This is a genomic window from Candidatus Zixiibacteriota bacterium, assembly GCA_022865345.1.
Taxonomy (GTDB): Bacteria; Zixibacteria; MSB-5A5; order MSB-5A5; family RBG-16-43-9; genus RBG-16-43-9.
In genome coordinates, this window is sequence record JALHSU010000128.1 from 14,851 (window position 1) to 28,209 (window position 13,359).

At 44.3% G+C, this 13,359-nt stretch carries 13 protein-coding genes; 5 read left to right on the forward strand and 8 right to left on the reverse strand.

Features of this window, described 5'->3' with window-relative positions; genetic code table 11:
• Positions 1–103 precede the first annotated feature (103 nt).
• From MUP17_05695 to MUP17_05710, 4 genes are all read left to right on the forward strand, one after another.
• On the forward strand, positions 104–1,561 hold the full coding sequence (locus MUP17_05695; protein MCJ7458464.1) for an OmpA family protein: 1,458 nt from the start codon (positions 104–106) through the stop codon (positions 1,559–1,561).
• A 459-nt stretch (positions 1,562–2,020) separates the two neighbouring features.
• Positions 2,021–2,428: a single-stranded DNA-binding protein gene (gene ssb, locus MUP17_05700; GenBank protein MCJ7458465.1), complete on the forward strand. Its 408-nt coding sequence runs from the start codon at positions 2,021–2,023 to the stop codon at positions 2,426–2,428.
• Positions 2,429–2,503: 75 nt separating this feature from the next.
• The gene (locus MUP17_05705; GenBank protein MCJ7458466.1) at positions 2,504–4,423 is read left to right on the forward strand and encodes a DUF2723 domain-containing protein; all 1,920 of its coding nucleotides are present in this window, start codon (positions 2,504–2,506) and stop codon (positions 4,421–4,423) included.
• 8 nt (positions 4,424–4,431) lie between these two features.
• The gene (locus MUP17_05710; protein ID MCJ7458467.1) at positions 4,432–6,261 is read left to right on the forward strand and encodes a DUF2723 domain-containing protein; all 1,830 of its coding nucleotides are present in this window, start codon (positions 4,432–4,434) and stop codon (positions 6,259–6,261) included.
• 91 nt (positions 6,262–6,352) lie between these two features.
• Here the strand turns inward: MUP17_05710 and ybgF are convergent, their stop codons facing one another.
• The 6 genes from ybgF to MUP17_05740 all read right to left on the reverse strand — a co-directional run bounded on the left by ybgF (position 6,353) and on the right by MUP17_05740 (position 11,236).
• Positions 6,353–7,117 carry a tol-pal system protein YbgF gene (gene ybgF, locus MUP17_05715; protein MCJ7458468.1) on the reverse strand — a complete coding sequence of 255 codons (765 nt, stop codon included), beginning with the start codon at positions 7,115–7,117 and terminating at the stop codon, positions 6,353–6,355.
• Between the two features lie 22 nt (positions 7,118–7,139).
• Complete coding sequence (gene pal / locus MUP17_05720) at positions 7,140–7,658, reverse strand: peptidoglycan-associated lipoprotein Pal (GenBank protein MCJ7458469.1); 519 nt, start codon at positions 7,656–7,658, stop codon at positions 7,140–7,142.
• Between the two features lie 299 nt (positions 7,659–7,957).
• Positions 7,958–9,262, reverse strand: a complete 1,305-nt coding sequence (gene tolB, locus MUP17_05725) for a Tol-Pal system beta propeller repeat protein TolB (GenBank protein MCJ7458470.1) — start codon at positions 9,260–9,262, stop codon at positions 7,958–7,960.
• 173 nt (positions 9,263–9,435) lie between these two features.
• A complete protein-coding gene (locus MUP17_05730) occupies positions 9,436–10,131 on the reverse strand; it encodes a TonB family protein (protein MCJ7458471.1) in 696 nt (231 codons plus the stop codon).
• Positions 10,128–10,529 (reverse strand): biopolymer transporter ExbD, encoded by a 402-nt coding sequence (locus MUP17_05735; GenBank protein MCJ7458472.1) that lies wholly within the window; start codon positions 10,527–10,529, stop codon positions 10,128–10,130. The genes MUP17_05730 and MUP17_05735 overlap by 4 nt, the downstream gene beginning before the upstream one ends.
• Complete coding sequence (locus MUP17_05740; protein MCJ7458473.1) at positions 10,526–11,236, reverse strand: MotA/TolQ/ExbB proton channel family protein; 711 nt, start codon at positions 11,234–11,236, stop codon at positions 10,526–10,528. Before MUP17_05740 ends, MUP17_05735 begins: the two co-directional genes overlap by 4 nt.
• Before the next feature lie 218 nt (positions 11,237–11,454).
• On the opposite strand from MUP17_05740, the gene MUP17_05745 reads away from it, so the two are divergent.
• Entirely contained in the window at positions 11,455–11,610 is a 156-nt protein-coding gene (locus MUP17_05745; protein ID MCJ7458474.1) for a hypothetical protein, read from the forward strand.
• A gap of 224 nt (positions 11,611–11,834) precedes the next feature.
• Here the strand turns inward: MUP17_05745 and MUP17_05750 are convergent, their stop codons facing one another.
• Both MUP17_05750 and MUP17_05755 read right to left on the reverse strand, forming a co-directional pair.
• The gene (locus tag MUP17_05750) at positions 11,835–12,629 is read right to left on the reverse strand and encodes a YihY/virulence factor BrkB family protein (GenBank protein ID MCJ7458475.1); all 795 of its coding nucleotides are present in this window, start codon (positions 12,627–12,629) and stop codon (positions 11,835–11,837) included.
• A gap of 532 nt (positions 12,630–13,161) precedes the next feature.
• A partial coding sequence (locus tag MUP17_05755) for a hypothetical protein (GenBank protein ID MCJ7458476.1) occupies positions 13,162–13,359 on the reverse strand: 198 nt, incomplete at its 5' end.

The following is a 13,359-nucleotide window of genomic DNA, read 5'->3' on the forward strand; positions in this document are numbered from 1 at the left end:
ATCTCTCCTTTGTCGATAACCCTTCCAGGGGTGGAAAAATCTTGACAAAGTATAATCGAATAGTGTAAATTCCTGTTCAACCTAACAATCGAAGGAGGTAAACATGTTTTCCGTTAAAAGCTTAAAGGTCACACTTGTTTTTTTCACTCTCTTCACTTTGTTAATCAGCACTAATCTCCCGTTAGCTCAGCAGGAAAGCTCCACTGAGGAATCGATCTTCGGTAGTGTTAGAGATGAGTTAGCCAAAGCCAGAAACCAGCAAGTTGACATCCTCTCTCCTAAGAATTTTGGAAAAGCTTTTGATGAATATAGCCTCGCTTATGAGAAGTTCAAAAAAGGCGGGGAGCTTAAGGAGATCAAAAACAGGTTAGAAAAAGTCAAGACCTACCTAACTGAAGCATATAAGATTGCAGAGGTGGCTCGTGTTCCCTTTGCCTCGGTCTTACAGGCAAGGGAAAAAGCTCTGAAAGCCAATGCCCCGGAATTTGCACCGGATCTTTATGATTTAGCTAAAAAGTCTTTTGAAGAAGCCGCTTTGCGGATTGAGGCAGGCGACTTAAACGGCGCCAGGGAAAAAGCTAAAATAGCCGAGGAGAAATTCAACCAGGCGGAACTAAAAGCCATCAAGGGGAGCATCCTGGGAGAGGCAAGAAGATTAGTCGAAGAAGCCAAGACTAAAGCCAAGGCTGACAAATATGCCCCATCGACCTTGAAAAACTCCGAAGACCTTTTAGCTTCGACTGAACAGCTTCTGAATACCGAAAGGTATGCGGCTGAGGATGCCACTTCTAAAGCAGAGCAGGCAGCTTATCAGGCAAGACATGCCATATATTTATCCTCTAAATTTCAGAACCTGAAAACCGATTATCCTTCTTTTGAGAAACTCGCCCTGGAAGAGGAAAATCTGATCTCCCGGATAGCCAAAGAAGTTGATTATTCCCCTGAATTCGACCAGGGACCAGAAAAGCCAGTGGAATCGATTATCCTGGCGATAGATAACCTGAAGCAGGAAAAAAAGGAGCTTCTTTCTGAGCTCCAGCAAAAAGACGAAAAAATCAAAGGGCTGGAAGAGAAGTTAGATGCTTTGGAAGAAAAAGTTGCCCAGAAAGAAGCAGGTTATAAGGAGCTGGAGCTGAAAAGCATAGAGGATGAGGATTTTGTCAATCTGGAGAAGCTCTTCGCCAAAGACGAAGCCAGCGTGATAAAAGAAGGAGAAAATATCGTCATCCGGCTGTACGGCATAAACTTCCCCAGCGGGAAATCCACTATCCTGCCAGAGAGTTTCGGGCTTTTGTCTAAAATTCAAAAAGCGATCCGGGATTTTCCTGACAGGAAAATCATCATTGAAGGACATACCGATTCAATGGGAGATGAGACCTACAATATGCAATTATCCTTAGCCCGAGCCAAAGCCGTAACCGCATATCTGATAGCCAATATGGGAATAGGCGAAGATAGAATCACTGCCACAGGATATGGTGAGTCCAGACCGATTGCTTCCAATGACACCAAAGAGGGCAGACAGCAAAACCGCCGAATCGATGTGGTCCTGGTGAAATAGGTTTGCTTGCACACTGTTTTCTTTTTGAAAGCGTATGGTGTAGGGGCGACCCGGCAGTTCGACAAGCTCACTGCTCTGAGCGAAGCCGAAGAGCGGGTCGCCCCTACTGTGGCTGGGGCAGGAGTTGACCTCCTGCCCATTTTTGTAAGATCTTAAACCCGTAATGTCCGACGTTCGTGTGTTCCGACGAAATTTCTCCACATGTTTTTGTTCTTAGCCACTTTAGTGGCGTAAGCTCAGGACCTGACTGAAGTCAGTTAGAACATCCCTTATGAGCCCGTAGCCCCCGACCTTCGTGTCGCGTTTGATTCCATTCCAATCCTCCGGAATTGTTTCTGAGATGTCAAGGCCGGAGGCTACTTTTTTGAAAAAAATAATTCAACTCTACCCAAAAGAAGTTGACAAGCGAGAAATCAAATGTTATCATATAAAAAATAACACTTAAATCTGGAGCGAAGAATGGCAAGTTTAAACAAAGTGTTTTTGATCGGTAATCTGGGCAAGGATCCGGAAAAAAGGTATACTCCCAATGGTCAGGCTGTGACCACTGTCTCTTTAGCCACCACCTTTCGCTGGAAAGATAAATCCGGGCAATTTCAGGAGAGGACTGACTGGCATAATTTGGTTATCTGGGGAAAGCAGGCCGAAAGCGCCAAGGATATATTAAAAAAAGGTGACCAGGTCTTTGTCGAGGGCAGGATCCAGAACCGCTCCTATGATGACCGCAACGGGATCAAGAAGTATGTGAGCGAGGTGGTAGCCCTCAGGATAATGAAATTAGGCCGCAAAGAGGCCGCACCTATCGAGGAGTCAGTCGAAAAGGAAGCAGAGGCGAGCGAAGGCACAGATGAAGATCTGCCATTTTAATGGATTTGAAAACCAGACTCGTCTTTAGCCTCTAAAGAGAAACCAGACTTCTGGTGACTGGTCTTAGATTCTAAAATGTCCCCCTCAAGATCCTATCTATTCCGGTTCAATAGATACACTTTTATCTCAGCCTTTGCAGTTTTCCTTTTCAGCGGCTTTTTCTACTTTTTGACCCTCTACCCTACTTTTTCTTTTGTAGATTCCGGAGAATTAGCTGCTGTCTGTACGACTTTGGGGATTGCCCATCCAACCGGGTATCCGCTTTACACCTTGCTGGGAAGGATCTTCTCTTTCCTGCAGTTTGGACAACCGATTTACCGATTAATTATGATGTCTGCCTTCTGGGCTGCTTTGACTAATGTCATCCTGTTTTTTTCTCTTCTTCTGCTCTCCGAGCTCTTCTTTAAAGAAGAGCTTAATCCTAAGCTCAAGTTTTCAGCAGCTATTCTGACTACTTTCTTTTTTTCCTTCTCGCCAATTCTCTGGTCACAGGCTACCATCAATGAAGTCTATTCTTTAAACATCTTCCTCTGCAGTCTGATTATCCTTCTGTCTTTATACTGGTTCAAACAGAATCAGTCTGCAGAAAATTTAAACCACTGGAACTTAAGCTTGATTTATCTGATAACTTATCTGGTTGGTTTAAGCTCTGGCAACCATCTTTTAAGCATCCTTTTACTCCCTGCCCTGATCTTCCTTTTAATTTCCACTGCTGATCGGAAGATCTACAGTTTTAAATCTTTAAGTTTAATCTTCGGGTTTTTGATCTTGGGAATATCAATCTATCTTTATCTTCCTATCCGCTCATCTCTGAATACTCCTTTAAACTGGGGAGACCCCTCCACCTTTCTCAATCTAAAAAACCACCTGACTGCTAAGATTTACCAGAGTTGGATGTTCACTGAAACCAAACTGGCTTTCCGGGATAACTTCAAACATTTCCTCTCACTTTTCTTTAAACAGTTTCCCTTCTGGACATATCCTTTGATCTTCTTAGGCTTTTTTAAGGCTTTCCAGCAGAACTTGAAGCTGGCTATCTTTTTTCTATTGATCATCCTTTTCAATCTCCTCTGGAGCTTAAACTATGATGTAAAAGATATCGAGCCTTATTTCCTGCAGACCCTCCTAACTTTAACTTTCTTGCTATATTCAGGACTTCTCCTCCTCTTTCAAATACTGGAGAGAATCCTGTTCTGGCTTCGAACCTCAGAGAAATTAAGAACCGCAATAAGCTTTTTAGTTCTGTCAATTCTCACCTTTTTGTTTGTTTTAAAATTCCCCCAGGAGTTTAAGGCTCAAAACCGAAGCAGAAATTACATCCCTTATGATTTCAGTATGAACCTCCTGCGGTCAGCTCATAAGGATGCCCTGATCCTGACCGAGGTCTGGGACTATTATTCTTCCTGGCTTTATTTAAGATTCGTAGAAAACAAAAGGCCTGACCTGGAGATCGTCAATACTGCACTTTCAGAGTATAGCTGGTATAAAAACTATATGCGGAAATACTATCCCTCATTTTACAGGCGTTCCTCTCAGGAGATCGATGCCTATAACCATTTTGCTCTCAGTCTGGAGAGTGGCCAGTTCCTGGATTCCCTCAAAGCTTCTCAGTCTTTTACACGGATGATCAACAGTTTTATTTTTAAAAACCTTGCAGACCGGCCAGTTTACATCACTATTTTTGATGCCTATCAGGGTTATTCTGGACTTCCTACTCCGACTGAAGGTCTTCTCATGCGCTTTAGAGAAAAAAATAAATTTTACCCGTATGAGTTCCCCGATTTTCACCTGAGAGGGATTGAAGACCCGGAGGTCCCCAAAACAAATAAGGAGCTGGTCCGCATAGCTCACTCTGCTCTTTCTTACTATAATAGAGGTCTATACCTTAAGCGTTTTGGCTTTGAAGATGAGGCAAATAAATATTTTGAGAGGGCTTACTATTTTAAAAAAGTTTTACTTGAATATGACCCCAATTATAGATTTCCTTTCTTTTAACTATTCCAATGAATAAGAAGAAAATTGTTTACTCTTTAATAATCTTATTTTTCCCGGGATTGGTATATTTCAAGACCTTAAGTCCCACTGTTTCCTTTATCGATTCTGGCGAGCTTGCCACAGTCTGCACTACTCTTGGACTCGCTCATCCTACCGGGTATCCTGTTTACACCTTGATAGGCAGGCTTTTCTCCCTTTTGCCCCTGGGGTCTCCGGTCCAGAATCTCAACCTGCTGTCGCTATTTTTTATCTCTTTTTCGAATCTGTTTTTGTTTCTCGTCCTGCTTGCGATTTTTGAGCTCCTGTTCCCGGAATTACCAGAGAGCTGGCGCAGTTACATCTCACTGGTCAGCACACTTATCTTCTCATTTTCCCCTACCCTTTGGTCCCAGGCTACGTCTAACGAGGTCTATGCCCTGAACTCTTTGCTGAATGCAATACTCTTTTATCTGATACTTTCTCAGCTAAATCTGAAAAGCAGAGGAAAGCTGGCTCAGTCTGATAAATACCTTTACCTTTTCTTTTTCCTTCACGGCTTGAGTTTTGGGAATCACCTCTCCATCGTCCTGCTCTTACCGGGATTTGTCTTCCTTTTCCTGATGATCTACAGAAAGTCTTTTTTCGAGAAAAAAAGAGTTTTACTTTTGCTCTCCTTTTTCATCCTGGGAATTTCTGTCTATTTATATCTGCCGATTCGCTCCTCGCTTAACCCCATATTGAACTGGGGAGACCCCTCCAGCTTATCGAATCTCAAAAGGCACATAAGCGGCTGGCAGTACCGGATCTGGATGTTTTCCGAGTCAAGCCAGGCGCTCTGGGAGAGTCTCAGAAACTATCTGCGACTGTTTTATTCCCAATTTCCTCTATACTTTCTTCCCTGGATCATCCTCGGATTTGTAATCCTTTTGAAAAAAAACTGGAAGCTTTTCATCTCTCTGCTTTCAATTTTCATCTTTACGATTTTCTACGGAATAAACTACCAGATTCCGGATATCGATCCATACTTCCTCCCCTCTTTTCTGGTAGCTGCTGGCTGGCTGGGATGCGGAATTGCCTGGCTTTTCGTCCTTCTTCGCAGAGGAAGATATGCTCCGCGCGCAGTCGCGGTAATTTTGATAATTCTTTTTTCCTGCCTCCCCCTTGTCAACCTCTTTCGCAATTATTTCATGCCGGATGAGAGCAGAAGTTATTTCGCATACGATTATGCGGAAAACATCTTAAGGTCAATTAAAAAGGACTCGATCGTTTTGACTAAAATCTGGGACCACTATTCGCCCTGGCTTTATCTAAAATATGTGGAAAATAAAAGGCCGGATGTAAGATTTATAGATACCGAGCTTTCAAGAAGAAGCTGGTATCTTAAATATATCCAGCAGAACTATCCTGATTTATATCAGAAGTCTGAAGGAGAGATCGACCGTTTTCGAGCGCAGGTATATTTATTCGAGAACGGAAAACCGTATGACCCAAGCATTATTGAAAAAAGCTATGTGGATATGATTCAGTCGTTCCTTTTGAAAAGCTATCCGGAAAAACCGATTTATGCTGACCTTATGACGGATGAGAAATTTCTTACTTCTTTCATCCAGACTCCCGATGGTATGGTTTTTCGTTTACAAAAGGACATGGGATACTATCCTTACAGTTATCCGGAATTACAATTGCGCGGGGTCCTGGATCAAAAAATCTATAAGGATGATAGAACCTTGTTTTATCTTAAAGATTATTCCGCGATGATCCAAAACCGAATTTCTTACCTGGTTTATTTCAAGCAGGATTCGCTTGCCCAGAACCTCAGGGGAAAATACGGGGAACTTTTAGCTCAGCCATTCAGGTAAAAAATTATAGGGACACGTTACAAGTGTCCCTGCCTGATCCTCAAACGATAACTGTAGGGGCGACCCGACGGGTCGCCCCTACGACGAATCTCTATCTTTTCTTAGCTCCGCTAATACCCATTTTCTCCTTAGCTAATTTAGCCTCAGGCGAATCCGGGTATCTGCTTACCACCTCTTTAAAATAACGGTTTGCCCGGATCTGGTTTTTCAGCTCCTCGTAGCACAGTCCGATCTTGTAAAGAGCTGAAGGAAGCTTGTTTGAGCTGGGGAAATTCTGCAAAAGCTTCTGGAATTCATCCATGCAGCGCTCATAATCTTTCTTAGCGTAATACGACTCCGCAATCCAGTAATGCGCCTGGTCTGCTGATCTGCCCTTGGGAAAATAGCGCAGGTAATCTGCGAACCCCTGAATGGCTAAATCGTAGCTGCCTTTGGCGAAATCAAAATAAGCTTGGTCATACAGCTTTTGCGGATCCAGGCTGACTTTCATCTTCAGCGAATCCGGCAACCCTGAAGTGTCCTGCGTCGAAACCTCTCTGCTCTCCATCTGCTTTTCCAGCTCGGTAAAGCGGTGCCCTGATTCTTCCACCCTGCCTTCCAGCATCGAGAGCCGGTCATCAATTGAACCTAAGGTAGAGGAGAGGTCAGCTCTGAGTCTCTGGTTTTCATCCAACTGGGCTTTTAATAGACTATCCAGAGAAGCCACATCTTTTTCCAGACGATGATTACTCTCCTCCAGATAGTCGAGCTGTTCCTGAAACCTGACTATCTCCCTTCGCGAGACACAGCCGGATGACAAAAGACACACCCCCAGGAGAACTATCCCGGCTTTTAAATAATTTTCCGCCAGACTCATCGCCTTTTTCTTCTAAACTCCTTTATTTGGAGACGATCACGAAATCATCCCTGCGGTTTTTGGACCAGGCATCTTCATTATGGCCCGGGAATAATGGTCTTTCCTTGCCGTAGCTGATTATCGTTATCCTGGACTGATCGACCCCTGAGTTCACCAGATAATCCATAGCTGCTTTAGCCCTCTTTTCTCCTAAGGCTAAGTTATACTCAACCGTTCCCCGCTCGTCGCAATTTCCTTCTATTTTGATTTTAACCTGAGGATTGTCCTTTAACGACTGGGCATTGCGGTTCAGGGCATCCTTGGCATCGGACCTGAGGAAATACTTGTCGAAGTCGAAGTAGATCGGGTCAAGTTTAATCTCTACCTTCTCTTCCTGCTTGACCTCCTCCTGTTTCACCGGTGCTGGAGCTGGCTCTTCCTTTTTTACCTCCTCTTTGGGAGCAGGCTGCTCAACTGCCGGCTTTATCTTGGTGCCCGACTTGCATCCCCAGAAAAATGCCAGGATAAAAACCCCCACGAGAACTACTAAAACATACCTCACCTTGTACCTCCTTTTCAAGGTTAGAGTTCAATTCTTTCACTATATAACTAAACCCCAAAAAGTTGTCAAGAAAAATCGAAAAAGTAAAAGGAATTTTATTGTCTGAAGAAGAAATTATTTAGGGAGTGTCACCTTCATACGTCATTGCGAGGAGTTCCGCCTTTGGCGGAACGACGAAGCAATCCCTTCCCGTCTGAAGTAGACAGATTGCTTCGCTCGCCTTCGGCGAGGCTCGCAATGACAGATCAGGGTCGTCATCTCCTATTACCTACCACCTACAACCTACGACCTATTACCTATCATCTTCCTGACCAAGAAGGATTATAATTTTCTCCTCCTGTGGTAATCGCTCTCTGGTTCTGGCCATCCCAGTCCATAGTGTAGACCTCATGCTTACCTGTGCGGTCAGAGGAAAAAACTAAATGATAACCATCCGTTGACCAGGACGGGTTCTCATTATTTGAGCCGTAGGTCAGTCTTCTCAGGTTCTGCCCGGTAACGTCGATTGTGTATATGTCAAACCCTGAAGAGGTCCTGACCACAAAGGCAACCTTATCCCCCTTTGGAGACCAGGCAGGCGAATCGCAGTAATCTAAGTCATAAGTCAGCCTGCGGACATTACTCCCCTGATTATCCATAACGTAGAGCTGTGGCAATCCTGTTTTGTCAGAGGTATAGACTATCTCTTTGCCGTTGGGAGAAAACGAGGGGGAAGAGGCTATAGCAGAGCTATTGGTCAGTCTTCTGATTATCTTTCCGGATTGATCCAGCAGGTAGATATCAGGATTCCCTCCTTTACTCAAGACCAGGCTGATATATTTTCCGTCCGGGGACCAGGAGGCAGCAGAATTTAACCCGGCTTGAGCAGAGAGGACCTGGTCAGTGCCTGTCTGTAAATCCCTTATCCACAAATCAGGATTACCCTTTTTATAAGATGTATATATAATCTTTTTACTATCCGGTGACCAGCGCGGGGATAAGTCAATGGATTTATCTGTGGTGACCTTCTTTGAATTGAATCCATCAAAGTCGCAGATATGAATCTCCTTGTTCCCGGTACGGCTGGAGACAAAAGCGATTCTGGTATTGAATATCCCCTTATCTCCGGTCAGCTTGAGGACAACATCATCCGAAATGGTGTGAGCTAATCCTCTGACATTATCCGATGAAGTTTTATATGACTCTGAGTAGATTTTTTTACTTTTTACTACATCATACAATGAGACATCTGCTCTGATCTCCTCCCCTTTTTCTTCCACCTCTCCGCTGAGAACCATCTGCACGCCCAATTTAAACCAGCCGTCGAAATTCAAGGGGTCAGCACCAACTACGGATCTTGCGAACGAATCGATCTCCGTCACATAGAACAAAAGGGAGAAATCAAGGTCCGCCCTTACTATCTGAGGGATTTGAACGGACCAGCTCTTCTCGTCTGCTGAAAACCCTTTTTTCTTAGGGGAAAAATCTGTGACCGCGAGATCCAGAGGCTCAGACCCACCCACTGGCATCTTGACGTAGACCTCAGTCTGGGCAGAAATCGTTTTGAAATTGAAAATAGAAAAAAGGAGACAAAAGATCATTACAAGAATTTTTTGCTTTTTCATATTAGCTTCTCGAAATATGAGTCAACCATCCCTCTCCTTAAAAAGGAAAGGGCGAGGGTGAGGTTAATTCTCCGGTGATTGCCAGGTCCCCTGACCTGGCAATCAGGTATAGTTTGTCTTATCTCGTCGGGTCAGGGGACCCGACGAGCACATCCGTTTTTTTTAAATCGGTCTCAAGGCAAAAATTCAAATTCCAGATGAATCCCCAGCCATTCCCCCTTGTATTCCTGAGGCAAAGGAGGCAACGGATCAGATGAGATAACCGCCCTTAGGGCTGCCTGGTCAAAAGGGGCAACCCCTGAAGGCGCTTCAACAACAGGCTCTGCTATTTTCCCATCCTTAAGGATTTTAAAATAGACTGTTGTCCTGATTGGAAAAGTTGTCTGTCTTAAGGGATTGGAAAAATTCCCTCTTATCTTCCCAAAAGCGATATCCAGATAATAGGATGACTCGAAATTTCCGCCTTCCACGTAAGCAGAACCCAATCCTCCGCCTAAAGAGACCTCGTAACCTTCACCTTTCCCTTCTTTACCAGCAGTTCCCTTACCTTCATCTGGCTTAGCAGCAGTCTCTGTGGTCTTTTTTGAAGGCGGTGCTTTCTGTTGCGAAGTTTTCGGCTGAGTCTTTTTCGCTTTTTTCTGCTCAGTTTTCATTTCCTTTAATCCGATCCCTTCAGCCGGGGCTGAAGCACTGGCAGAGCTTGTGCCTGCCCCTGCTCCACCTCCACTTGCTGGCAGACTCACCAGTCCTACTCTGTAGATCTGGGGATACCCTTTCATCTGGTAATAGGCAGTAACCGGAGCTAAGATTGCTATAGCCAGCAGAATCACCAGATGAGCTGCAAGAGAAATATAGAAATCCCTGGTCATTTTTTACCTGTCGGTTCGATGACCAACCCCAGATCGCTTATGCCCATATTCTTTATTTTCCCCATCACTTCTACCACAAACCCGTAGGGCACTCCTGAATCAGCCCGAAGATAGACTGCTTTGCCGCCCTTTTTAGCCTTCATCGCCCCTAATCTCTGTTCGAATTTATTCAAAGGGGTGATCTTGTCATCCACGAAGATGCCTTTTTCCTTGGTTATGGTAACAACGATCCCTTCTCCTAAGTCCTTTTCTGAGGCAACGGTCTTTGGCAGGTTGATGTCTATACCGCTCTGAAGCATCGGAGCAGTAATCATGAAAATAATCAGAAGAACTAAGACCACGTCCACTAAGTTGGTTACATTGATGTCAGAGAGTGCACCGTACTGCCTTTTTCTCATAAAATCCCTTCTTTCTTGGCAGTGGTAAGGAATTCCAGGGAGAAATTGTCTATGTCTGTTGCGACGAACTTGAGACGGTTATTGAAATAGTTATACCCGATAACCGCAGGGATAGCCACTGCCAGTCCAAAGATGGTCGCAATTAAAGCTTGGGCTATTCCCGGGGCAACTACCGCTAAGCTGGCTGTCCCTCTAACCCCTATGCTGGCAAATGAATCCATAATGCCCCACACTGTTCCCAAAAGCCCGAAAAAGGGGCTGATATTCCCAGTGGTAGCTAAGAAGACCACATTTCTTTCCAGCCGGCTTATCTCCTCTGCTCCCACCCGGTCCAGAGTCATCTTGACTACCTCTGCTCTTTTCTCCAACGGGATTACTTCATCTTTTTTAGAGAATTGCTCTATCTCCTTGAACCCTGCCACCAGCATGTTGTGCAGAGGAGTTCTGTGCAACAGCCCACAGGCAAGATAAGCTTCTGACAGGCCCTTGCTTTTCCTGAAGGTGGCAAAAAACTTTCTGGTCTCCTTTTCCACCTTTCTGAAAACCCTGAGCTTATTTATCATTATGGCCCAGGAGATAATGGAGAAGATCAAAAGTATAAACAGGATTACCTGGGCAAAAACACCCGACTCCAGGACCATCCGGATTATGTTACCCCTGAAAGCGGCTGGATCAGGAGCCAGCAGCAAAAAAATCAGAAAGTGCATCGATTTCCTTTCTTGAGAAATTAAGAATTTTTCTGTTGACAATCAAAACTTAAGCTATAAATTGAAACCTGATCAGTTATACACCGTCCGAAGCCAGAAGTTCAGACGTTGAGACAGATTATACGAAAACCGGAAACACAGGTCAAGTAAAAAACAAAAGAGAATCGAATTGTCAGGGAAATCGAGATAATGAGACCCAAAGGGAGGTGATAAAGTAAGTGAAGAAATTAATCGCGCTTTTGATTGCGTTTCTTCTCACCTTAGCCATCTTTGCCGGATGTGCTAAGAAAGCAGAGCAGAAGACAGAAGGAACTACCACCGAGCAGGCAGCACCGGCCGAAACGACTCAGGCTGACACTACCGGTGGAAAGTAGGATTCATCCTTATCCATGGAAAAAAATTGGCAGCTTCGTTTTTTTGGCGAAGCTGTCTTTTTTTATAGATTTTTTGAAGTAGGGGCAGACCTGTCCTTCGACGGTGCTCCCTTCGGCTTCGCTCAGGGACTGTGAGCAGAGTCGAATAGTCAGGACGATGAGTTTGTGCTTCGGCAAGGCTCAGCACGGTGAGCTTGTCGAACCGTCGAATTGCGTGCCTGCCCTTAATCAGACGATTCAGCCATACCCCCTACTTTGTTTTTCCCTCTTAAGATCTCAAAATTTGCCCCGACTTCTGCCCCTATTAGAAGAATAAAAGCAGAATAGTAAATCCAGAAAAGCAAAATTACGATTGCCCCAAAGGAACCATAAACTTTCTCCACACCTGCATAGTTCTTTATATAGATATCAAACAGATTTTTGGAGACTTCCCACAAAAGAGCTGAAGATAAAGCCCCGATAAAAGCTGAGAAGCTTGAAATCTTTCTATACGGGATGAACTTATACAGTAGAAAGAAAAGTAGTAGGCTCAGGAATACTGGGATGAGAATGGCAAAAAGATTGGCTATAAACGGAGCATCCGAGAGCCTAAAGTGAACAAACGGCAAAGTCATGCGCTTGGCAAAGGCATACAGGCTGGTCATTCCCAGGGAGAGAACGACAATCGCCAGAGAAGCCGGCACCAGAATTACAGAAAGAACTTTGCTGTGAAAATATCTCCTTCCCCGGTTCACCTTCCAGACTATGTTCAGGGATTGCTCCATAACTGAGAAAATCCTGGTTGCCGCCCAGGTCAGACCTAAGATACCAAATAATCCAAAGACCTCTTTTTTTTCTATCAAACGAAAAAGAAGCTTAAACGAGGTAGCAGTTGACAAAGGGAAGGTCTTGACCAACAGGAAATAAGCAGAGGATGAGGCTTTTTCAGAGGAATGCAGCACAAAACCCAAAAGGGAGATCAGAAGCAGAAACAGTGGAATTAGAGACAAAATGGCATAAAAAGAGATGGCCGCCGCCATTAAAGGGCAATTGTCTTTAAAGAAAAAATGGATAAAGGTTTCTTTGAACCAATTCCACAAAAAAACTAGGTTTTGTTTAAAGCTCATTGACTTTTGTTTTTTTCGTAGGGCAAATCTCAAGATCCATTTTGGACCTTCAGGTTTGCATTTGTTTGTCGTAGCGCGACCCTTTTCCTATTAACGGATCCGTAGGACAGGGTTGCTTGGGTGCCACCCTCAAACTGGTTTGAGGGTGAGTTATCCTTAGGGGCACGGCATGCCGTGCCCCTACATCTACAAACTCCTCTCTGAACAGTTGATTATTATATAACCTCACCCTTACCCTCTCCTAAAAGGAGAGGGTAAAGACAATTATTCCTCTTTTTCTACTGTGGTGTCAGGAGTTACCTCCTGACACTGTATAAAGTTGCTAAGCTGTCAGGTGGTAACACCTGACAGCATCTACAAGTTCCTCACAGCTGATTATTATGATTAAGCTGATGAATCCGGTGTCAAATCTGCTTAATCCGTTCAATCTGCTGTGAATTTCTCTTCAAGCGCTGGATGATAACATCCAGCGTGAGCTTTCAGGGCAGGCACACAGGCTTGCCCCTTGTATTTTATACTTAGAGAAGTTATTATTCCACGGACCGGGATGAAACTGTTTCTGCCCCAAGGCACTAAAGCCTGGTTTGTAGATTAGTTCGCCCGGTCCGTTAACAGGATCGTCTGATACCGAACGGTATCTTAG

Bases quoted from the DNA above. Each gene is read 5' to 3' on its own strand.
- ssb (MCJ7458465.1), top strand. From the start codon at position 2,021: ATGGCAAGTTTAAACAAAGTGTTTTTGATCGGTAATCTGGGCAAGGAT.
- tolB (MCJ7458470.1), bottom strand. From the start codon at position 9,262: ATGAAAAAGCAAAAAATTCTTGTAATGATCTTTTGTCTCCTTTTTTCT.
- MUP17_05735 (MCJ7458472.1), bottom strand. From the start codon at position 10,529: ATGAGAAAAAGGCAGTACGGTGCACTCTCTGACATCAATGTAACCAAC.
- MUP17_05740 (MCJ7458473.1), bottom strand. From the start codon at position 11,236: ATGCACTTTCTGATTTTTTTGCTGCTGGCTCCTGATCCAGCCGCTTTC.
- MUP17_05710 (MCJ7458467.1), top strand. From the start codon at position 4,432: ATGAATAAGAAGAAAATTGTTTACTCTTTAATAATCTTATTTTTCCCG.
- MUP17_05705 (MCJ7458466.1), top strand. From the start codon at position 2,504: ATGTCCCCCTCAAGATCCTATCTATTCCGGTTCAATAGATACACTTTT.
- ybgF (MCJ7458468.1), bottom strand. From the start codon at position 7,117: ATGAGTCTGGCGGAAAATTATTTAAAAGCCGGGATAGTTCTCCTGGGG.
- MUP17_05750 (MCJ7458475.1), bottom strand. From the start codon at position 12,629: ATGGCGGCGGCCATCTCTTTTTATGCCATTTTGTCTCTAATTCCACTG.
- MUP17_05730 (MCJ7458471.1), bottom strand. From the start codon at position 10,131: ATGACCAGGGATTTCTATATTTCTCTTGCAGCTCATCTGGTGATTCTG.
- MUP17_05695 (MCJ7458464.1), top strand. From the start codon at position 104: ATGTTTTCCGTTAAAAGCTTAAAGGTCACACTTGTTTTTTTCACTCTC.